We start from the raw sequence: 21,069 nt of genomic DNA on the forward strand, positions 1-21,069 counted from the left end.
TCAGACCCCGAGCATTTCGGTCCACATCGTCGGGAAGTCGGGCAAGGTCTTGGCCGTCGTCGCCACGTCCTCGATCTCCACGCCCTCGACCGCCAGGCCGATGACCGCGCCCGCCGTCGCCATCCGGTGGTCGTGGTACGTGCGGAAGACGCCGCCGTGGAGCGGGCGCGGGCGGATGTGCAGACCGTCCTCGGTCTCCGTCACGTCCCCGCCCAGCTCGTTGATCTCCTTGGTGAGCGCCGCGAGCCGGTCCGTCTCGTGCAGCCGCAGATGGGCGACCCCGCGCAGGGTGGAGGGGGAGTCGGCGAGGGCCGCGACCGCCGCGATGCCCGGGGTCAGCTCACCGACCTCGCCGAGGTCCACGTCGATGCCGTGGATCCGGCCCGTGCCGGTGAAGGTCAGACCCCCGTCCGTCAGCTCGCAGGAACCACCCATCCCGGTGAAGATCTCCCGCAGCGCGTCACCGGGCTGGGTGGTCCGCGCGGGCCAGTCCCGGACCGTCACCCGGCCGCCGGTCACCAGGGCGGCGGCCAGGAACGGCTGGGCGTTCGACAGGTCTGGCTCCACGACCAGGTCGCGGCCGCGCAGCGCGGAGGAGGCCACCCGCCACACGTCCGGCTCGCCGCCGTGCTCCGGCTCGTCCACCCGGGCGCCGACCGCGCGCAGCATGTCGACCGTCATCCGGATGTGCGGCATCGAGGGCAGCCGCGACCCCACGTGCCGCACCTCCACGCCCTGGTTGAAGCGGGGCGCCGAGAGCAGCAGGGCGCTGACGAACTGGGAGGACGAGGAGGCGTCGATCTCGACCGTGCCGCCGTCCAGGCCCCCGGTGCCGTGCACGGTCATCGGCAGTGCGCCCCGGCCCTCGTCGTCGATCCGGGCGCCGAGCGCGCGCAGCGCGTCGATCACGCCGTGCAGCGGACGCTCGTGGGAGCGCGGGTCGCCGTCGAAGCGCACCGGCCCTTCGGCGAGCGCCGCGACCGGCGGCAGGAAGCGCATGACCGTGCCCGCGTTGCCGACGTCGACGGTCGCGGGGCCGCGCAGCGGCGCGGGGATGATCCGCCAGGCCTCGCCGGACCCGTCCGGGCCCACCCCCTCCTCGATCCTCACGCCGAGGGTGCGCAGGGCCTCGGCCATCAGGAGGGTGTCCCGGGAGCGCAGGGGGCGGCGCAGCCAGCCGGGCTCGGCGGCCAGCGCGGCGAGCACCAGGGCGCGGTTGGTGACCGACTTCGACCCGGGCACGGTGACGGTCGCGTCGACGGCGCCGCGCGCGTACGGAGCGGGCCAGAGGTCGGTGGACGGGTCGGTGTGCGGGGAAGCTGCTGCGGTCATGCTCCTCACTGTACGGGGGTGTCAGAGGCGCAGAAGCCAGCGCCCGCCGCCGATCAGGCAGCAGATCGACACCGTGTGGAAGAAGGCCAGCCACACTCCGGCGGGCACGTGGGTGAGCCGCGCGAGCTGGTCCGCGTCCGAGTCCGGGGTGCCGCCCCGGCGCCGCTTCGCCTGGAGCTCGAAGGCCGGCCGGACACCGCCCAGAAGGAGGAACCAGACCGCCGCGCAGGCGAAGGCGCCCTGCACGTCGGGCCCGGTGAACAGGGAGACGAGGAGGAACGCGGCGCCCGTCAGCAGGACGGTGAGGATCCCGTACGCGTTGCGGACCATCACGAGCAGCGCGAGGAGCAGCGCGGTCGCGGCCCACAGCAGCAGCGTGGTCCGGTGGGTGCCGATCAGGGCCGCGCCACCGAGGCCGAGCAGCGGGGCCGCCGGATAGCCGGCGGCCAGCGTGAGAACTATCCCGAGGCCGGTCGGGCGGCCCCGGGACACGGTCAGACCGCTGGTGTCCGAGTGCAGCCTGATCCCTTCGAGGCGGCGGCCGGTGGCCAGGGCGACGATGCCGTGACCGCCCTCGTGGGCGATGGTGATCGCGTTGCGGGCCGGCAGCCAGAGCCCGCGGACCACGACGAGGACCAGCGCGCAGCCGGCGGTGGCCCAGACGATCCACTCGTCCGGGGCGGGCTGGGTGCCGAGGATGTCGTTCATTCGGCGGAAGGCTCCTCGGTAGCGGGCGGGATCGTGGCAGTGTGGCACGTATGTGCGGACGCTTTGCATCGAGTCGACGGCCCGAGGACCTCGTGGAGACCTTCGGGGTGGAGCAGTGGGACCCGGAGGAGACCCTGGCCCCCGACTGGAACGTGGCCCCCACCAAACGGGTCTGGGCCGTTCTGGAGCGTCCTCTGAAGGACGCGGATTCCAAGGAGCCGGTTCGCCAGCTCCGCACCCTGAAGTGGGGACTCGTCCCCTCCTGGTCGAAGAACCCGGACGGCGCCGCCCGGATGATCAACGCACGGGCCGAGACCCTCCACGAGAAGCCCTCCTTCAAGCGCGCCTTCGCCTCCCGCCGCTGCATCATTCCCGCCGACGGCTACTACGAATGGGTGACCGGGACCGCCGAGCGGGACCTGGAGGTCGAGGGGAAGAAGAAGCGGCCGCGGAAGCAGCCGTACTTCGTGACCCCGGCGGACGGCTCGGTCTTCGCGATGGCGGGACTGTACGAGTTCTGGCGCGACAAGACCCTCCCCGACGACCACCCCTCCTCCTGGTGGGTGACCTGCTCGGTGATCACCACGGAGGCGGAGACCGGGCCGCTGGGCGTGGCCCCGGCCGAGGGCCCCCGCTCGCTCGCCGAGATCCACCCCCGGATGCCGCTGATGCTGACGGAGGACCGCTGGGACGCCTGGCTCTCCCCGGAGAACGGCGAGCTCGAAGAGCTGCGCGGACTGCTCGCCCCGCCGCCGGAGGGCCTGATGCGGGCCTACCCGGTGCCGACGGCCGTCAGCAACGTGCGCAACAACGGCCCCGAACTCCTGACGGAGCTGGAGGGCCCGGAGGAGGGCACGCTCTTCTGAACCGCCGCCGCGCGGCAGGATGGGGACGTGACCGATGAAGCCACCGGCGCCGTGACCGCCGACGTGACCGACGGAGCGGCGCGCCGCGAGACCGTCCCCACCGACGCCGGAGACGCCCGCGTCACCTGGTACGAGCCGGACGCGGGCCCGGAGCCGTGGGCCGTCCTCGCCCTCGGCCACGGCGCCGGCGGCGGGATCGAGGCCCGCGACCTCCGGGCCCTGGCCGGGGCGCTGCCCGCCCGGGGCGTGACCGTCGCCCTCGTGGAGCAGCCCTGGCGGGTCGCGGGCAAGAAGCTCGCGCCCGCTCCGAAGACCCTCGACACCGCCTGGCGCGGCCTCTGGCCCGCCCTCGCGAAGCCCGGCCTCCCCGTGGTCGCGGGCGGCCGCAGCGCCGGCGCCCGGGTCGCCTGCCGCACCGGACGCGAACTGGGCGCCCTCGCCGTCCTCGCCCTGGCCTTCCCGCTGCACCCGCCGGGCAGGCCCGAGAAGTCCCGCGCCGGCGAACTCCTCGGCACCGGCCTGCCCACCCTCGTGGTCCAGGGCGGCAACGACCCCTTCGGCCGCCCCGAGGAGTACCCGGACGGCCCGTACCGCCTCGTCGCCGTCCCGTACGGGGACCACGGCCTCGCCCTGCCCAAGCGCGCGCCCCTCGGACAGGAGGAGGCCCTCGCCCTCCTCGTGGACGGCGTCGCCGACTGGCTGGACGCCCTGCGCTGACGCCCCGTCCGTCCCCTCCCCGGCCCGGGAATGCCGAACGGAGGACCGCTGTTGTTCCGTACGTCGTACGACAGCAGGGAAGAGCAAGGAGAGGGAGTCCGTCGCATGGGTTCGACCATCTGCCCGGAGCGCGCGCAGGGCGCTGACCTCGACTGGACGGTGCTGCCCGCGCCCAAGGGCGCCCCGATTCGGGCGGCGGGCGGAGCGGTTCCTCGTCTATCCTCCGAAACGAGCGGGTCCGCCCTCGGGCTCGCCGCCGCGCTGGAGGAGGTGGGTCCGGTCACTGGGACCGACACAGGGACCGACGACGGCCCCGAGGAGACGACCGAGGAGCGCAACGCGCGCTTCGAGCGGGACGCCCTCGGCTACCTCGACCAGATGTACTCGGCCGCGCTGCGGATGACGCGCAACCCCGCGGACGCGGAGGACCTGGTGCAGGAGACCTACGCCAAGGCGTACGGGTCCTTCCACCAGTTCCGCGAGGGCACCAACCTCAAGGCGTGGCTGTACCGCATCCTCACGAACACCTTCATCAACTCGTACCGCAAGAAGCAGCGCGAACCCCAGCGCAGCGCCGCCGAGGAGATCGAGGACTGGCAGCTCGCCCGCGCCGAGTCGCACATGTCGACCGGTCTGCGCTCCGCCGAGTCCCAGGCCCTCGACCACCTTCCCGACTCCGACGTGAAGGAAGCGCTGCAGGCGATCCCCGAGGAGTTCCGCATCGCCGTCTACCTCGCCGACGTCGAGGGCTTTGCGTACAAGGAGATCGCGGACATCATGGGGACACCCATCGGTACGGTGATGTCCCGACTGCACCGGGGCCGCCGCCAGCTGCGCGGCATGCTCGAGGACTACGCCCGCGACCGCGGGCTGGTCCCCGCGGGTGCCGGAGAGTCGTCGAACGATCTGAAAGGCTCGGGCTCATGAGCTGCGGAGAGCCGCACGAGACGGACTGCTCGGAGGTCCTGGACCACCTCTACGAGTTCCTCGACAACGAGATGCCCGACAGCGACTGCACCAAGTTCGAGGTGCACTTCGAGGAGTGCTCCCCGTGCCTGGAGAAGTACGGCCTGGAGCAGGCCGTGAAGAAACTGGTCAAGCGCTGCTGCGGCAGTGACGACGTCCCCACCGACCTGCGGGCCAAGGTCATGGGCCGGATCGAGCTGATCCGCTCCGGGCAGCCGGCGCCCGAGGAGGACGTCACGGCGGGCGCGCCCGTGACGTCCACCCCGCAGGAGTAGGGCCGGGGAGCCATCCCCGCGACCGACGGGAACGGAGGCCGCCGCGACGCGATCGCGGCGGCCTCCGGCGTAAGTCGGCTTGTATCACCCGAAGGTGCGAATCGCTCCCGGCGCGCCGTCGCGGGCCGCCCGACTCGCTAGCGTGACGGGGATGATGGGCGTGAAGACCATTCCCCCGGCGGCCCGCGCGTACATCGGCTGTGCCCTGCTCGCCGCCGGCGCGTGCGTCCTGCCCGCGCTGCGCCCCGGCGCGCCCTGGGGGACGATCGCGCTCCTCGCCGCCCTGTACGCGCTCTGCGAGCTGCCCGCCCGCTGTCCCCTCCCGGGGCGCGCGCTCGGCGGCTCCGTCCCCCTGGGCACCGGCTCCTTCTTCCCCGTCCTCCTCGCCGCCGCGCTGCTCCTGCCGCCCGCCGCCGCCGCGCTCGCCGCCGTGCCCGGCAGCCTCCTCGCCCGCGTCGAGGAACCACCGGCCGCGCCCCGCCGCGCCTGGCGGGCCGCCGCGACCGCCCTCGCCGTCTGGGCCGCCGCCCACGCCGCCGGGGCCCTGGGCGGCCCGGCCGCCCTCGGGAACGACCGGGACGCCCCCGACCTCCCGTACGCGCTGCTGCCCGCCGGCGCCGCCGCCCTCGCCCTCTGCCTGGTCCTGACCGCCCTCGACGGCGGCATCCGCGCCACCGTCGAGGGACCGCCCCCGCGGGCCGCCTGGCGCGGGCTTCTCGGCCGGGCGCTCGCCCCGCACCTCGTGCACGGCCTCGCCGGGCTGATGATGGGCGTCCTGTGGCGCAGCGGCCACGGACCGGTCGCGGGCCTCTTCGTGCTCCTCCCCATGTACATCTCCTGCTGGGTCTTCGCCCAGTACCACCGCGAGCGCGCCGCCCACCGGGCCACCATCCGCGCCCTCGTCCAGGCCGTCGACCTCAAGGACCGCTACACCCGCGGCCACAGCGAGCGCGTCGGCCACGCCTCCGTCCTCATCGCCCGCGAACTCGGCATGCCCGAGGAGCGGCTCGACGCCGTCCGCTTCGCCGGCATCCTGCACGACGTCGGGAAGCTGGGCGTGCCCACCCGGGTGCTCCGCAAGGACGGGCCCCTCACCCCCGAGGAGCGCCGGGTCATCGAGCTGCACCCCGAGTACGGGCACGAGATCGTCCGGGGCATCGGCTTCCTCGACGAGGCCAGGGACGCGATCCTCCACCACCACGAACGCATGGACGGCAGCGGCTACCCCTACGGGCTGCGCGGCGAGCAGATCCCCGAGTTCGCCCGGATGGTCGCCGTCGCCGACGCCTTCGACGCCATGACCTCCAACCGGTCCTACAGCCGCGCCCGGCCGGTCCCGGTCGCCGTCGCCGAACTGGAGCGGTGCGCCGGCACCCACTTCGACCCCCGGATGGTCGACGCCCTCGTCCGGGCCCTGGACCGGCACGGGTGGCGGCCCGCCGTCACCGCGGACGAGACCGCGGCCCCGCCCGGCGGGAACGTGCCCAGGGCCCGGGAGGCCTCCGCCCCGTCCCCGCCCAGGCCCTCCACCCCGCCCTCGTCCTCCGCGCCCTCCCCGTCGTCCTCCGCGCCCTCCCCGTCGTCCTCCGCGCCGTCCGGGGAGCGCGCGTGAGGCCCGGCGTGCTCACCGTCGGCGCCGTCCGCGCGGCCGCCCTGCTGCTCGGCCTCACCGCCCTCGGCGCCACCCTCCGGAACGGCCTCGACCAGCCCGGCAACGCCCTCGCCTTCGGCGCCCTCGTGGCCCTCGGCGAGCTGGCCCGCTGGGGCGCCGCCCCCGGCGAGCGGGAACCCGCGCCGCTCGCCGCCGCCGGAGCCCTCGCGTACGCCCTGCTCGGGGAGAGCGCCGGGAGCGGCACCACCCACGGCGTGCTCCAGACCGTCGCCGTCGTCACCGCCGCCGGCCTCGCCGGGATCGTCCCCCACCTCGCCCGGGGCCGGGGCCCCGGCCCCGACCACCTGGCCCGTCGCGTCCTCACCGTCGGTTTCGCCGCGCTCTGCTTCCAGCCCCTCTACAACTCGGGCGCCGTCGTCCGGCACCTCGGCGAGGGCCCGCCGTACGCCCTCTTCCTCGGGCTGCTGCTCGTCCTCACCGCCCTGTGCGACGCGGTCCTCGCGGCCCTGCTGCTCCGCGCCCTTACGGGATTCCCCTACGGCTCCCTCCTCCGCGACGAACTGCGCGCCCTCCTCGGCATCGGCTCAGCCGTCTGCGCCACCGGCGCCGTCATGGCGCTCGGCGTCGCCGCCGCCGGACTGTGGGCCCTGCCCGTGCTCGCCGTCCCGCTGCTGCTCACCCAGGTCTCCTACCGGCGGTACGAGGCCGTCCGCACCGTCAACCGGCAGACCATCGCCTCCCTCGCCCGGGCGACCGAGGTCGCCGGCTGCACCCCGCCCGGCCACGCCCACCGGGTCGCCGCCCTCAGCGCGGCCGTGGGACGCGAGCTGGGCCTCTCCGGGGCCGAGCTGACCGTCCTCGAACACGCGGCGCTCATGCACGACATCGGTCAACTCTCCCTGGCGGACCCGGTCGAGGGCGGCGCCACCGCCCTCCTGCCGGCCGAGGAGCAGCGCCGGATCGCCCTCCTCGGCGGCGAGGTCGTCCGCAGGACCGGGGTCCCGCCGGCCGTCGCCGTGATCGTCGAGCGGCAGGCCGACCCGTACCGCGAGCAGCCGCTGCCCGCCCGGATCATCCGGACCGTGAACGCCTACGACGACCTCACGGGCGCCGGGGCGGATGCCGGGCGGGGAACCGGGGTAGGAGGGGGTCCGGGCGCCGCCCTCGACGCCCTGGAACGGCTCCGGCTCGGCACCGCGCGCGACCACCACCCGGACGTCGTGGAGGGCCTGGCCAGGGTCCTGGCCCGGGACGGGGCGGTCGGGATGACCCCGGTCGTCCCCGGGTAACCCATGGGTAATGAGCGCGCGTCCGACCGGGCATGGTTGGATGCGAACAAGAGGGTGAAGCGACCGGCAGGCGGGAATCGTGAAGATCTTCGGGAAGGTACGGCATCGGCCCTCCGCCTCGTGGCGGCAGGCCACCGACCGCGCGTTCACGCTGATCGGCGACGGCCGGTACGAGGACGCGGGCGCGCTCCTCACGCGCGCGGCGGATCTGGAGCCCTGGCTCTCCGAGTCCTGGTTCAACCTGGCGCTGCTGCACAAGTTCCGCCACGACTGGGAGCAGGCGCGGGCCGCCGGACTGCGCGCGGTCGCCCTGCTCGACAAGGAGACCGGCGCCCCCGACTGGTGGAACGTCGGCATCGCCGCCACCGCCCTGCAGGACTGGCCGCTGGCCCGCCGCGCCTGGCAGGCGTACGGGCTGCGGGTGCCCGGGGCCGCCTCCGGCACGGGCGAGCCCGCCGGCATGGACCTGGGCAGCGCCGCCGTCCGGCTCTCGCCCGAGGGCGAGGCCGAGGTCGTGTGGGGCCGCCGGCTCGACCCGGCCCGGATAGAGGTGCTCTCCATCCCGCTGCCGTCCTCCGGGCGCCGCTGGGGCGAGGTCGTCCTCCACGACGGCGTGCCGAACGGCGAGCGGACCACCACCGCCGGGCCCTCCTACCCGGTCTTCGACGAGATCGAGCTGTGGGCTCCCTCGCCCGTTCCCACCTGGGTGGTCCTCCTGGAGGCCGCCACCGAGGCCGACCGGGACGCCCTGGAGCAGCTGGCCGCCGAGGCGGGCTTCGCCGCCGAGGACTGGTCGTCCTCCGTGCGGCTGCTCTGCCGGGCCTGCTCGGAGTCGACCATGCCGAGCGCCGAGGGCGAGGGCGAGCACTCCGACCCGCACGACCACAGCGAGCCGGGGCATCCCGGGCCGCTCGGACACCGCTCGCCCGGCGAGCTGTGGGTGCCGGAGCGGGAGTGCGGCATCGCGGCCCCGGCCGGTCTGGTGCGCGGGCTCCTGGACGGCTGGGTGGCGGACAGCCCGGACAGCCGCGAGTGGCGGGATCTCGAAGAGGTCTGCTGAGCGTCCCGTCCCTTCCCCGTAGGCTGTCCTCCGACGGAATCGGGTTTTCAGGAAGGCGCGGCCGGACATGGCGCAGCAGGAGACGGACGAGCAGACGCAGATCGACGACGAGGGCTTCGTCGTGGACACGGAGGACTGCGAGGCGCGTGAGCTCGCCCACCGTGAGCGCGGCAAGGCCCGCCCGATCACGGTCGTCGGCAACCCCGTGCTGCACAGGGAGTGCAAGGACGTCACCGAGTTCGGGGACGAGCTCGCGGCGCTGATCGACGACATGTTCGCCAGCCAGAAGGCCGCCGAGGGCGTGGGCCTGGCCGCGAACCAGATCGGCGTGGACCTCAAGGTCTTCGTCTACGACTGCCCGGACGACGAGGGCGTCCGGCACACCGGCGTCGTGGTCAACCCGGTGCTCCAGGAGCTGCCGGCGGACCGCCGCTTCCTCGACGACTCCAACGAGGGCTGCCTCTCGGTCCCGACCGCGTACGCCTCCCTCGCCCGCCCGGACTACGCCGAGGTCCACGGGCAGGACGCCCGGGGCAACCCGGTCAAGGTGCGCGGCACCGGCTACTTCGCCCGCTGCCTCCAGCACGAGACGGACCACCTGTACGGCCGCCTCTACATCGACCGCCTCTCCAAGCGGGACCGCAAGGACGCCCTGCGCCAGATGGAGGAGGGCACCCCGCGCTACGAGACGGTCCCGAACGCCTGATCCACGCCTTTCCGCGTCCGTACGGCGCGGTGGACGGCCCAGCCGAACACCGCGCCGACCGCGTACCAGAACAGGTCCGGCGCGTTGAACGACGTGCCGAACACGAGCCGCGCGAGCACGCTGTGCGCGGCCAGCTCCGCCGGGACGCCGCTCAGCTGGAACAGCTCCACGGCGCAGCTGAACCCGAGCGCGGTTCCTGCCGCCACCCCTGCCCTGACGCGGGGTGCGAGAAGCACCACGAGGGCCAGGACCAGCACCGTGTAAAGCGCGTCTCCCGGGTACTCGGCGACGGCCCCGGACCCCGTGGAACGGACTCCGAGTCCCACGGCGACGACCACCAGGGCCGCACCGCCCGCCCAGAGGCGCGTCCGCACACGATCCTCCGTGCCGGAGCCCGACGCCATCGCTCCACGCCTTTCTCGAAGTCGACCGGGACCTGAGAGACCGGATCCCTCCGCACCCCGGTCGCTCGGCAGCTTCAGGGCCCCGCACTCGTCGGAGTGCGGGGCCCTTCCCCGTACGGAAGCACGGACGTACGGACTAGAAGTCCTCGTCCAGGTCCACCGAGCCCTCGACCGCCACCTGGTAGGCGGACGGGCGGCGCTCGAAGAAGTTGGTCAGTTCCTGGACGCCCTGGAGCTCCATGAAGGAGAACGGGTTCTCCGAGCCGTACACCGGGGCGAAGCCGAGGCGCTGGAGGCGCTGGTCGGCGACGCACTGGAGGTACTCGCGCATCGACTCGGTGTTCATGCCCGGCAGGCCGTCGCCGCACAGGTCGCGGCCGAACTGGAGCTCCGCCTCGACGGCCTCCTTCAGCATGTCGGTGACCTGCTGCTGGAGCGCGTCGTCGAAGAGCTCGGGCTCCTCCTTGCGGACGGTGTCCACGACCTCGAAGGCGAAGTTCATGTGCATCGTCTCGTCGCGGAAGACCCAGTTGGTGCCGGTCGCCAGACCGTGCAGCAGGCCCCGGGACCGGAACCAGTACACGTAGGCGAAGGCGCCGTAGAAGAACAGGCCCTCGATGCACGCCGCGAAGCAGATCAGGTTCAGCAGGAAGCGGCGCCGGTCGGCCTGGGTCTCCAGGCGCTCGATCTTCTCGACCGAGTCCATCCAGCGGAAGCAGAACTGCGCCTTCTCGCGGATGGAGGGGATGTTCTCGACGGCGGCGAACGCGGCGGCGCGGTCCTCCGGGTCGGGCAGGTAGGTGTCGAGCAGCGTCAGGTAGAACTGGACGTGCACGGCCTCCTCGAAGAGCTGCCGGCTCAGGTAGAGCCGCGCCTCGGGGGAGTTGATGTGCTTGTAGAGCGTCAGGACCAGGTTGTTCGCCACGATCGAGTCGCCGGTCGCGAAGAAGGCGACCAGGCGGCCGATCATGTGCTGCTCACCGGGGGTGAGCTTGGCGAGGTCGGCGACGTCCGAGTGGAGGTCGACCTCCTCGACGGTCCAGGTGTTCTTGATGGCGTCCCGGTAGCGCTCGTAGAAGTCCGGGTAGCGCATGGGACGGAGGGTGAGTTCGAAGCCCGGGTCGAGCAGGTTCTTCTCGGTGTTCGGGGTGGACATTACTGGCAGGCCTCGCAGGATTCGGGGTTTTCCAGGGAGCAGGCGACCGCGTCGGGGTCGGCGACCTGCTGGACGGGGATGGGCGCGGCGGCGGCCGTCGACGCCTGGGCGGCGCGGGCGATCCGGGTGGCCGGGCGGGAGCGCAGGTAGTACGTCGTCTTGAGGCCCTGCTTCCAGGCGTACGCGTACATCGACGACAGCTTGCCGATGGTGGGCGTCTCCAGGAACAGGTTCAGCGACTGCGACTGGTCCAGGAACGGGGTGCGGGCGGCGGCCATGTCGATCAGGCCGCGCTGCGGGATCTCCCAGGCCGTGCGGTACAGCGCGCGGACCTCGGCCGGCACCCAGGTGAAGCCCTGCACCGAGCCGTTGGAGTCGCGCAGCGCCTCGCGGGTCTGCGCGTCCCACACGCCGAGCTTCTTCAGCTCGTCGACCAGGTACGAGTTGACCTGGAGGAACTCGCCCGACAGCGTCTCGCGCTTGAACAGGTTGGAGACCTGCGGCTCGATGCACTCGTACACGCCGGCGATCGAGGCGATCGTCGCGGTCGGCGCGATGGCGAGGAGGAGGCTGTTGCGCATGCCGACGGCGGCGATCCGCTCGCGCAGCGCCGTCCAGCGCTCCGGCCAGTTCAGCTCGACGTCGTAGTGGTCGGGGTGCAGCACGCCGCGGGCCGCGCGGGTCTTCTCCCAGGCCGGCAGCGGGCCGTTGCGCTCGGCCAGGTCGGCGGAGGCCTCGTACGCGGCGAGCATGATCCGCTCGGCGATGCGGGTGGAGAGCGCCTGCGCCTCGGGGGAGTCGAAGGGCAGCTTCAGCTGGAAGAAGACGTCCTGGAGGCCCATGGCGCCCAGGCCGACCGGACGCCAGCGGGAGTTGGAGCGGCCCGCCTGCTCGGTCGGGTAGAAGTTGATGTCCACGACCCGGTCGAGGAAGGTCACGGCCGTGCGGACGGTCGCGTCCAGACGCTCCCAGTCGATGTCCGAACCGACCACGAACGCGCCGAGGTTGACCGAGCCCAGGTTGCAGACCGCGGTCTCGCCGTCGTCCGTGACCTCCAGGATCTCCGTGCAGAGGTTGGAGGAGTGGACGGTGTGGCCGGGCTCGGCGGTCTGGTTGGCCGTACGGTTCGAGGCGTCCTTAAAGGTCATCCAGCCGTTGCCGGTCTGGGCCAGGGTCCGCATCATCCGGCCGTACAGGTCGCGGGCCGGCATCGTCTTGCGGGCCAGGCCGGCCGCCTCGGCCCTGCGGTAGGCGGCGTCGAACTCCTCGCCCCACAGGTCGACCAGCTCGGGCACGTCCGAGGGGGAGAACAGCGACCACTCGGCGTTGGCGTTCACGCGGCGCATGAACTCGTCCGGGATCCAGTGCGCCAGGTTCAGGTTGTGCGTGCGGCGCTGGTCCTCGCCCGTGTTGTCGCGGAGCTCCAGGAACTCCTCGATGTCCGCGTGCCAGGTCTCCAGGTAGACGGCGGCGGCGCCCTTGCGGCGGCCGCCCTGGTTCACGGCGGCGACGGAGGCGTCGAGGGTCTTGAGGAACGGCACGATGCCGTTGGAGTGCCCGTTGGTGCCCCGGATCAGCGAACCGCGGGCGCGGATGCGGGAGTACGAGAGGCCGATGCCGCCCGCGTGCTTCGAGAGGCGCGCGACCTGGTGGTAGCGGTCGTAGATGGAGTCCAGCTCGTCCTGCGGGGAGTCCAGGAGGTAGCAGGAGGACATCTGCGGGTGGCGGGTGCCGGAGTTGAAGAGCGTGGGGGAGGACGGCAGGTAGTCCAGCCGGCTCATCAGGCCGTACAGCGCGGCCACCTCGTCGAGCGCGCGGACGCTCTCGTCCTCGGCCAGGCCGCAGGCGACGCGCAGCATGAAGTGCTGCGGGGTCTCGATCACCTTGCGGGTGATCGGGTGGCGCAGCAGGTAGCGCGAGTAGAGGGTGCGCAGGCCGAAGTAGCCGAAGCGGTCGTCGCCGGCGCGGTCGATCACGGCGTCGAGGCGGTCGGCGTGCAGCGCCACGAACTCGGCGGTGCGGTCGGCGATCAGGCCCTCGCGGTGGCCGACGGCCACCGAGGAGGAGAAGTTCACCGAGCCCTGGGAGGCGGCCTCGTCCGCGATGGTGATCGTGAGGAGCCGGGCGGCGAGCCGGGAGTACGCCGGGTCCTCGGCGATCAGGCCGGCGGCCGCCTCGGTGGCCAGCTCGCGCAGCTCCGCCTCGTCCGCGGCGGCGCTGCGGCCGCGGAGCGCGGCGGCGGCGACCCGGCCGGGGTCGGTGTCGGGGAGATCGGCGGTGAGGTCGGTCAGGGTCCGCAGCAGTACGGTCCCGGGGCCGTCGCTCTCGACCGCGGAAGCCTCGGCCGAAGCCGGATCGGCGGGCGCGATGGTCACGTGGGGGCTCTCCCTCGCTCGGCTCGGGGCCTCGGCGGGGACAGGCGGACGGGCGGGCGTCCACGCACGACGCACCGCGTCCACCGGCCCACTCCGCGAGGCCCGGACGTCTGTGGCACCCGGAACGGAAGGACCGGGCGCGCTGTCGGCAGGTGCTCGGACTCACCTCGGACGAAACCGCACGAAGTACACCGTTGCGGGACAGTTCCGGATTCGCGCCGGATTCCCCTGCGTCGACAGCGAGGACGAGCATACATGTGGGGGGCGCCGCTCGTGGCACCCCCCACATGTTGTGTCGTCCCCTGGACGGGACTTGGGCTCAGAAGTCCAGGGAGTAGGTGCGCAGAGAGTGATCGGGGATCGGCTCCCAGTCCCGGTGCTGGGTGCGGACGAAGCCCGTCCGCTCGTAGATCCGGTGCGCCGCGACCATCCCGGCGCCCGTCGAGAGCACGATCCGGGCGCACCCCGGCAGGGCCCGCGCCCGGTCGACGCAGGCCCGTACGAGCGCCTCCCCGATGCCCCGGCCCCGGGCCTCCCGGGCGACCGCGAGCATCCGGAACTCGGCCTCGCCGGGCACGGCGATGTCGGCCCACGGGGTGCCGCCCCGGGCGAAGGTCACGCCGCCGACGATCCGGCCCGCCGCGTCCCGGGCGTCCTCCGCGACGAGGACCTCGCTCTCGCGGGCCCGCCGCGCCGTGTCCCGCAGCACCTCCAGATAGGAGTCCTCCGTCCCGTACGCCAGCAGCCCGTCGTCCAGATAGGCGCGTCCGGTGAGCTCGCCGAGCACTTCGTACTCCCCGGGCCGTACCGCCCTGATCGTGAAGTCCATGGGGGAAGTGTGCCCGCCGGGAACGCGCCGGGGCCCGGGGCCTCCTCGCGGAGGTCCCGGGCCCCTTCCGTGCCGGTGGCGTCAGTGCGTGGGCGCGGTGGCCTTCTCCATCTCGACCTGGACGCCCGGGTCGCCGGCGTCGGCCGTGTAGTCCGACGGAGAGGTCTCGTCGACGCCCTCGGGGGCCTTGACGGCCTTGAGGACGAAGGTGAGGACCACGGTGACCAGGACGTTGAGGACGAAGGCGGTGAGACCGATGTAGCCGATCTCGCCGATGCCCGGGATCTCGGCGGAGGAGCCGCCGAAGTGCTTCTGGGTCGGACTGGCGACGCCGTACGCGGCGACCGTGCCGTACACCATGCCGACGGCCCAGCCTGCGAGCAGCGCCCAGCGGTGGAACCAGCGGGTGAACAGGCCGCCGACCAGGGCCGGGAAGGTCTGCAGGATCCAGATGCCGCCGAGGAGCTGGAAGTTGATCGCGACCGTCTTGTCCATGGTGAGGACGAAGGCGAGCGCGCCGACCTTCACCAGGAGCGAGACGATCTTGGAGACCTTGGTCTCCTGCGCCGGGGTCGCGTCCTTCCTGATGAAGTCCTTGTAGATGTTCCTCGTGAAGAGGTTGGCGGCGGCGATGGACATGATCGCGGCCGGGACGAGCGCGCCGATGCCGATCGCGGCGAACGCGACGCCCGCGAACCAGTCGGGGAACATGGTCTCGAAGAGCTGCGGGATGGCGAGCTGGCCGTTCTTCACCTGGATCCCGGCGGCGATCGCCATGAAGCCCAGTAGCGCCAGCAGGCCCAGCATCAGCGAGTACAGCGGCAGGATCGTGGTGTTGCGGCGGATGACCTCGCGGCTCCGGGACGACAGGGTCGCCGTGATGGAGTGCGGGTACATGAAGAGCGCGAGCGCGGAGCCGAGCGCGAGCGTCGCGTACGTCCACTGCCCGGCCTCGCCGGGGACGAGCGCGCCGCGCGGCTTGTCGGTCGCCGGGTTGGTCTGCGCGAAGGCCTCGCCCGCCTTGCTGAAGATCTCGTCGAAGCCGCCCAGCTTGATCGGGATGTAGATGATCGCCACCGCGATGACGACGTAGATCAGGGTGTCCTTGACGAAGGCGATGAGCGCGGGGGCGCGCAGGCCCGAGGAGTACGTGTAGGCCGCGAGGACGCCGAAGGCGATGAGCAGCGGCAGGTCCTTGACGAACCAGTGGGTGTTCTCGCCGCCGCCGACGCCCATCACGTCCAGGACGGCCTGGATGCCGACCAGCTGGAGCGCGATGTACGGCATGGTGGCGAGGATGCCGGTGAGCGCCACCGCCAGCGACAGGCCCTTCGAGCCGAAGCGGCCCCGGACGAAGTCGGAGGTGGTCACGTATCCGTGTTTGTGCGAGACCGACCACAGGCGGGGCAGGAAGGTGAAGATCAGCGGGTAGACCAGGATCGTGTACGGGACGGCGAAGAAGCCGGCCGCGCCCGCCGCGTAGATGGCCGCCGGGACGGCGACGAAGGTGTACGCGGTGTAGAGGTCGCCGCCGAGCAGGAACCAGGTCACCCAGGTGCCGAAGGACCGGCCGCCGAGGCCCCACTCGTCGAGGCTGTGCTCGTTCTCGGCCCTGCGCCAGCGCGAGGCGAGGAAGCCCATGACCGTGACGGCCAGGAAGAAGAAGATGAAGACGGCGAGTGCCACGCCGTTCACGCCGTCCTTCATCGCGCGTCACCCCCCTTGCGGGCGCGCTGGTCCCGCTGCCACAGCTTGTACGCGACCATGGTGAGCAGGGTGGAGACCAGCACCCAGAGCATCTGGTACCAGTAGAAGAAGGGGATGCCGGCGAAGAGGGGTTCGACCTTCGCGTAGGAGCTCACCCAGAGCATCGCCACGAACGGGGCGACGAGACAGAGCGCGATCACCACCCGCAGGGGGGTGATGGTCGGTTGTTTCCCTTGTGCCGCTTCTGACATGGCGATTCCGTCCCCTCGCTGATCACCTCGGTAATGCTGGGGAAATCTAGGGGACGCGTCCGCTTCATGGAACCCCCGTCCGCATAACGGATGTGTTTTGTCGGAAGCGGCCTTCTTCGATCGCCGGCGGCACCCCGCGGCGGTAATACGACATTCCCGGAAACACGGAACGGCCGCACCCGCCGGGAGGGGGTGCGGCCGTTCCGGGAGGCGCCTCGCGGGCGCTCAGCCGTGGGGGCGCTGGAGCCGGGCCACGAACTTGTACCGGTCGCCGCGGTAGACCGACCGCACCCACTCCACCGGCTCGCCCTGCGCGTCCAGCGAGTGGCGGGAGAGCATCAGCATCGGCAGGCCCACGTCCGTGCCGAGCAGCCCGGCCTCGCGCGGGGTGGCGAGGGAGGTCTCGATGGTCTCCTCGGCCTCGGCGAGGTGCACGTCGTAGACCTCGGCGAGCGCGGTGTAGAGGGAGGTGTACTTCACGAGGGAGCGGCGCAGGGCCGGGAAGCGCTTCGCCGACAGATGGGTGGTCTCGATCGCCATCGGCTCCCCGCTGGCGAGCCGCAGGCGCTCGATGCGGAGCACCCGGCCGCCGGCCGAGATGTCGAGCAGCCCGGCGAGGGTGTCGTCGGCGGTGACGTAGCCGATGTCGAGGAGCTGTGAGGTGGGCTCCAGGCCCTGGGCGCGCATGTCCTCGGTGTACGAGGTGAGTTGCAGCGCCTGGGAGACCTTGGGCTTGGCCACGAAGGTGCCCTTGCCCTGGATGCGCTCCAGGCGCCCCTCGACGACCAGCTCCTGGAGGGCCTGGCGCACGGTGGTGCGGGAGGTGTCGAACTCGGCGGCGAGCGTCCGCTCCGGCGGGACCGGCGTGCCGGGCGGCAGGGTCTCGGTCATGTCGAGCAAGTGGCGCTTCAGTCGGTAGTACTTGGGCACGCGCGCGGTACGGGTGGGCGTCCCGCTCTCTGTCTCCGTGCTGCCCGCGTCCGTGGCCATGGCCTGCCTTCCCGACTCCTGTGCTGCTGCCGTCACCGGCTCCTCCGTCTGTCGCGGCTCACATGGTGGCACGCTTCGTGTGCCGCCACGGTTTCTCCTGCCGATATGTGCCGCTTCGGTGAGGCGTCGGCGAGGCTTCGGCGAGGAGGAGTCGTCCCCTGCTTCTTATACACCGTGATATCCCCCGTTGGTCTAGGCCATTCCGGCGAGAGGTGAGAGGCTTCTTCCGGCGGGGCGGGAGGGAGCCTCCGGTCCGCCGGGGTGGGTGCGGCGCGTTCCGGAGGGTGGCGAGTGGCGCGATTCCTGCGCTCGTGGCCGGGTGTGGACCAGGTGTCGGTCCGATAACGGACGCCCTTACCCGTCTTGCGCACTCTTGACACCCAAAAAGGTCTAGGCCAAGCTCCGGGTACTGGTCTAAACCATTAAAGACCAGGTCCCAGTCCCACGAGCATGACCCGACGTATGTCTTCGCGCGGTGGGCAGGGGGGTTGCAGGCATCCCTGAGGAGGGTGGCGTGAAGCGCAAGCTCATCGCGGCGATCGGCGTCGCGGGCATGATGGTCTCCATCGCTGCATGTGGTTCCGACAGCGACAAGGCCAAGGACGGCGACAAGGGCACGGCCGGGGGCAACAAGACCCTGACCGTCTGGGTCATGGACGGTTCCGCTCCCCAGGAGTGGATCGACGGGATCAACAAGGAGTTCGAGGCCTCGCACCCCGGTGTCAAGGTCAAGGTCGAGACGCAGCAGTGGACCGACATCCAGACCAAGGTCACCACGGCGCTCTCCGAGAACACCCCGCCGGACGTCCTGGAGATCGGCAACACCCAGACCACGGGCTACGCCGCCTCCGGCGGTCTCGCCGACCTCACCGGTGACAAGGACAAGTTCGGCTACGCCAACTGGAGCGAGGGCATCAAGCCCTCGGCCGAGCTGGAGGGCAAGCTCTACGCCGCTCCGTGGTGGGCCGCCAACCGCGCCGTCATCTACGACAAGGCCGCCTTCAAGAAGGCCGGCGTCACCCCGCCGAAGACCCGCGCCGAGTGGATCGAGGGCCTGAAGAAGCTCAAGGCCGCCGACCCGAAGTCGCAGCCGATCTACCTGCCCGGCCAGAGCTGGTACGTCTTCGCCGGCTTCCTGTGGGACGAGGGCGGCGACCTCGCCACCAAGGACGGCGACAAGTGGAAGGGCGGTCTGGGCACCGCGGAGGCCGCCTCGGCCATCAACTTCTACAAGGAGCTGCAGTCCTTCTCCTCCGCTCCGAAGGACAAGGACGAGGCGACCCCGCAGCAGTCCACCGACATCGTCCCCAAGGGCGGCGTGGCGTCCTGGATCGGCCTCGGCTGGGAGGCCGGCGGCGCGATCGACGCCATCAAGAAGGCCGGCAAGACCGCCGACTTCGGCTACTTCCCGATCCCGGGCAAGACCGCCGACAAGCCGGGCTCCGTCTTCTTCGGCGGCTCCAACCTCGCCATCGCCGAGCGTTCGCAGAACAAGGACCTCGCGAAGGAGTGGCTGGCCCTCGCCACCAGCAAGAAGGGCATGCAGTCCTACGGCACCGCCGTCAAGGGCGGCATCGTCCCGAACGACCCGTCCGCGCAGGTCCAGCCGGAGGCCGGCTCCTTCGCCGAGGCGATGGTGAAGTCCGCGAGCAGCGGCCGGATCACCCCGATCACCGAGGGCTGGGCCAACGTCGAGACCGAGCCCAACCCGATCAAGGGCTACATGACCAAGGTCCTGAAGGGCGAGGACCCGAAGAAGGCCGGCGAAGAGGCCGACAAGGTCATCGCCGAGCGCCTCAACCAGTAGCGGTGACCACCCCGGTGGCGCGGCCGGACCGTACCGGCCGCGCCATTCGGCCATTGCAGTGAACAGCGGCCCGCTCCCCCGGGCCGCGCCCCGGTGGGCGCGGGAGCCCCAGAACCGCGAGGAAGAAGACCATGACCGTGGACTCCCAGGGGACGGCCAGCGCCGCTCCTCAGGACGCGCCCGGGAGGGCGGCAGGGAAGTCGCAGACTCCGCCACCCCCTTCCGGCGCGAAGGAATCCCTTCGGCCTCCGCGCGGCAGGCGCTCCCTGCCCAGCGGGCTGCTGCCGTACCTGCTCGTCACGCCCGCCCTGCTCTCCATGGCGGTGCTGCTCCTCTACCCGCTGATCCGCAATGTGATCCTCTCCTTCCAGGGGGTCAACAAGCGGGAGATGATCCGGCGCGAGACGCCCTGGGTCGGCTTCGAGAACTACACCAAGCTGCTGGGCGACCCCGACTTCTGGAGCGTCGTCGTCCGGTCGCTCGTCGTCACCGCCGTCAACGTCGCGCTCGTCATGCTGATCGGCACGCTGGTCGGCATGCTGCTCAACCGCCTCGGCAAGAAGATGCGGCTCGTCCTCTCCCTGGCCCTGATGTTCGCCTGGGCCATGCCGATCGTCGCCTCCGTCACCGTCTTCCGGTGGCTCTTCGACGAGCAGTTCGGCGTCGCCAACTGGGTGATGCGGTCCATCGGCTTCTCCGGCTACGAGCAGCACAACTGGTTCGAGACCGGCTTCTCCACCCTCGTCATCGTGACGATCCTGCTCGTCTGGGGATCTATCCCCTTCGTCGCCCTCAACATGTACGCCGCCCTGACCACGGTCGGGACCGAGCTGTACGAGGCGGCCAAGATGGACGGCGCGAGCGGCTGGCGCACCTTCTGGTCAGTGGTCTTCCCGAACCTGAAGCCGTTCTTCATGATCACCACGTTCCTGGAGATCATCTGGATCTTCAAGGCGTTCACCCAGGTCTACGCCATGAACCAGGGCGGCCCCGACCGCTCCTCCGAGACCCTGCCGGTCTTCGCCTACATCGAGGGCATGGGCCAGCAGCACTACGGCCTCGCGGCCGCCATCTCGATCCTCACCATCGTGATGCTGCTCGTGGCCATGTCCTTCTACTTCCGCCTGATCCTGAAGCAGGAGGACGAGCAGTGAGCACCACCACCCCGACCCCCCAGAAGCTGCGGACCCGCAGGCCCCTCCGGCCGGCCGCGGTGGCGAAGAACCTCACCGCCCTCGTGGTCGCGGCGATCTTCGTCTTCCCCGTCTACTGGATGTTCTCGTCCTCGCTGAAGCCGCAGAGCGAGATCCTGACGAAGGATCCCGTCTTCTTCTTCAAGCCGACCTTCGAGAACTACTCGACGGCCACCGGCGTCGACCTGTTCTGGTCCTACGTCACGAACAGCCTGATCGTCACCCTCGGCGCCGTCCTCCTGGCCCTCCTCGTCGCCCTCGCCGCGAGCTTCGCGATCGCCCGCATGAAGTTCAAGGGCCGCAAGGGCATCGTCCTCATCGTGATGATGGCGCAGATGGCCCCCTGGGAGGTCATGGTCATCGCGATGTACATGATCGCCCGCGACAACGACATGCTGAACAGCATCCCGCTGCTCACGGCGATCTACTTCGTGATGGTCCTGCCCTTCACCATCTGGACCCTGCGCGGCTTCATCGCCGCCGTCCCGGTCGAGCTGGAGGAGGCCGCCCAGATCGACGGCTGCACCCGCGGCCAGGCCTTCCGCAAGGTGATCTTCCCGCTGCTCGCCCCCGGTCTGATGTCGACCTCGCTCTTCGGCTTCATCACCGCCTGGAACGAGTTCGCGATGGTCCTCGTCCTGAACAAGGACAAGACGAACCAGACCCTCACGTTCTGGCTGACCCAGTTCCAGACCGCCTTCGGCAACGACTGGGCCGCCACCATGGCCGCCTCGACGCTCTTCGCGCTCCCCGTGCTCGTCGTCTTCATCTTCCTCCAGCGCAAGGCCGTCGGCGGCATGACCGCCGGCGCGGTGAAGGGATAACG

Annotated in this window: 20 protein-coding genes and 1 riboswitch; of the genes, 11 read left to right on the top strand and 9 right to left on the bottom strand. The window is 71.6% G+C overall.

Translation table 11 applies throughout. The features are described 5' to 3' along the window. On the bottom strand, positions 1-1,332 hold the full coding sequence (gene aroA / locus OO47_RS21650) for a 3-phosphoshikimate 1-carboxyvinyltransferase (RefSeq protein ID WP_030207291.1): 1,332 nt from the start codon (positions 1,330-1,332) through the stop codon (positions 1-3). Between the two features lie 21 nt (positions 1,333-1,353). After that, complete coding sequence (locus tag OO47_RS21655) at positions 1,354-2,040, bottom strand: M50 family metallopeptidase (protein WP_030207294.1); 687 nt, start codon at positions 2,038-2,040, stop codon at positions 1,354-1,356. A 50-nt stretch (positions 2,041-2,090) separates the two neighbouring features. Between OO47_RS21655 and OO47_RS21660 the strand changes: the two genes are divergently transcribed. From OO47_RS21660 to def, 8 genes are all read left to right on the top strand, one after another. After that, entirely contained in the window at positions 2,091-2,906 is an 816-nt protein-coding gene (locus OO47_RS21660; RefSeq protein WP_030207297.1) for an SOS response-associated peptidase, read from the top strand. A gap of 63 nt (positions 2,907-2,969) precedes the next feature. Further along, complete coding sequence (locus OO47_RS21665) at positions 2,970-3,623, top strand: alpha/beta hydrolase family protein (RefSeq protein ID WP_030207300.1); 654 nt, start codon at positions 2,970-2,972, stop codon at positions 3,621-3,623. A gap of 270 nt (positions 3,624-3,893) precedes the next feature. Further along, complete coding sequence (locus OO47_RS21670) at positions 3,894-4,550, top strand: sigma-70 family RNA polymerase sigma factor (RefSeq protein WP_030207302.1); 657 nt, start codon at positions 3,894-3,896, stop codon at positions 4,548-4,550. Then, entirely contained in the window at positions 4,547-4,864 is a 318-nt protein-coding gene (rsrA, locus tag OO47_RS21675; protein ID WP_030207305.1) for a mycothiol system anti-sigma-R factor, read from the top strand. Before OO47_RS21670 ends, rsrA begins: the two co-directional genes overlap by 4 nt. 160 nt (positions 4,865-5,024) lie before the next feature. Further along, a complete protein-coding gene (locus OO47_RS21680) occupies positions 5,025-6,476 on the top strand; it encodes an HD-GYP domain-containing protein (protein ID WP_106969435.1) in 1,452 nt (483 codons plus the stop codon). Then, on the top strand, positions 6,473-7,765 hold the full coding sequence (locus tag OO47_RS21685) for an HD-GYP domain-containing protein (RefSeq protein WP_030207310.1): 1,293 nt from the start codon (positions 6,473-6,475) through the stop codon (positions 7,763-7,765). The genes OO47_RS21680 and OO47_RS21685 overlap by 4 nt, the downstream gene beginning before the upstream one ends. A gap of 79 nt (positions 7,766-7,844) precedes the next feature. After that, complete coding sequence (locus tag OO47_RS21690; RefSeq protein ID WP_030207313.1) at positions 7,845-8,825, top strand: tetratricopeptide repeat protein; 981 nt, start codon at positions 7,845-7,847, stop codon at positions 8,823-8,825. 67 nt (positions 8,826-8,892) lie between these two features. Continuing rightward, the gene (def, locus tag OO47_RS21695) at positions 8,893-9,531 is read left to right on the top strand and encodes a peptide deformylase (RefSeq protein WP_030207314.1); all 639 of its coding nucleotides are present in this window, start codon (positions 8,893-8,895) and stop codon (positions 9,529-9,531) included. Here the strand turns inward: def and OO47_RS21700 are convergent. The 7 genes from OO47_RS21700 to OO47_RS21730 form a co-directional block, all read right to left on the bottom strand. Further along, positions 9,507-9,935: a ribosomal maturation YjgA family protein gene (locus OO47_RS21700; protein ID WP_051715360.1), complete on the bottom strand. Its 429-nt coding sequence runs from the start codon at positions 9,933-9,935 to the stop codon at positions 9,507-9,509. The genes def and OO47_RS21700 overlap by 25 nt on opposite strands. Before the next feature lie 136 nt (positions 9,936-10,071). Continuing rightward, positions 10,072-11,091: a ribonucleotide-diphosphate reductase subunit beta gene (locus tag OO47_RS21705; protein ID WP_030207319.1), complete on the bottom strand. Its 1,020-nt coding sequence runs from the start codon at positions 11,089-11,091 to the stop codon at positions 10,072-10,074. After that, on the bottom strand, positions 11,091-13,466 hold the full coding sequence (locus tag OO47_RS21710; protein ID WP_030207322.1) for a ribonucleoside-diphosphate reductase subunit alpha: 2,376 nt from the start codon (positions 13,464-13,466) through the stop codon (positions 11,091-11,093). Before OO47_RS21710 ends, OO47_RS21705 begins: the two co-directional genes overlap by 1 nt. 142 nt (positions 13,467-13,608) lie before the next feature. Next, a riboswitch (adenosylcobalamin-variant (AdoCbl-variant) riboswitch) is annotated at positions 13,609-13,706 on the bottom strand. A gap of 79 nt (positions 13,707-13,785) precedes the next feature. Further along, the gene (locus OO47_RS21715; RefSeq protein WP_030207324.1) at positions 13,786-14,295 is read right to left on the bottom strand and encodes a GNAT family N-acetyltransferase; all 510 of its coding nucleotides are present in this window, start codon (positions 14,293-14,295) and stop codon (positions 13,786-13,788) included. A gap of 81 nt (positions 14,296-14,376) precedes the next feature. Beyond that, on the bottom strand, positions 14,377-16,002 hold the full coding sequence (mctP, locus tag OO47_RS21720) for a monocarboxylate uptake permease MctP (protein ID WP_030207327.1): 1,626 nt from the start codon (positions 16,000-16,002) through the stop codon (positions 14,377-14,379). Continuing rightward, positions 15,999-16,253 carry a DUF3311 domain-containing protein gene (locus OO47_RS21725; RefSeq protein WP_030207330.1) on the bottom strand — a complete coding sequence of 85 codons (255 nt, stop codon included), beginning with the start codon at positions 16,251-16,253 and terminating at the stop codon, positions 15,999-16,001. Before OO47_RS21725 ends, mctP begins: the two co-directional genes overlap by 4 nt. Before the next feature lie 225 nt (positions 16,254-16,478). Further along, a complete protein-coding gene (locus OO47_RS21730) occupies positions 16,479-17,243 on the bottom strand; it encodes a GntR family transcriptional regulator (RefSeq protein ID WP_030207332.1) in 765 nt (254 codons plus the stop codon). A 514-nt stretch (positions 17,244-17,757) separates the two neighbouring features. Between OO47_RS21730 and OO47_RS21735 the strand changes: the two genes are divergently transcribed. The 3 genes from OO47_RS21735 to OO47_RS21745 all read left to right on the top strand — a co-directional run bounded on the left by OO47_RS21735 (position 17,758) and on the right by OO47_RS21745 (position 21,067). Further along, on the top strand, positions 17,758-19,050 hold the full coding sequence (locus tag OO47_RS21735; protein WP_030207334.1) for an extracellular solute-binding protein: 1,293 nt from the start codon (positions 17,758-17,760) through the stop codon (positions 19,048-19,050). A 131-nt stretch (positions 19,051-19,181) separates the two neighbouring features. Then, complete coding sequence (locus OO47_RS21740; RefSeq protein WP_030207336.1) at positions 19,182-20,204, top strand: carbohydrate ABC transporter permease; 1,023 nt, start codon at positions 19,182-19,184, stop codon at positions 20,202-20,204. A gap of 26 nt (positions 20,205-20,230) precedes the next feature. Then, on the top strand, positions 20,231-21,067 hold the full coding sequence (locus OO47_RS21745) for a carbohydrate ABC transporter permease (protein ID WP_234323261.1): 837 nt from the start codon (positions 20,231-20,233) through the stop codon (positions 21,065-21,067). The last annotated feature ends 2 nt before the right edge of the window (positions 21,068-21,069 follow it).

The sequence above is a fragment of the Streptomyces bikiniensis genome, assembly GCF_000716625.1.
Taxonomy (GTDB): domain Bacteria; phylum Actinomycetota; class Actinomycetes; order Streptomycetales; family Streptomycetaceae; genus Streptomyces; species Streptomyces bikiniensis.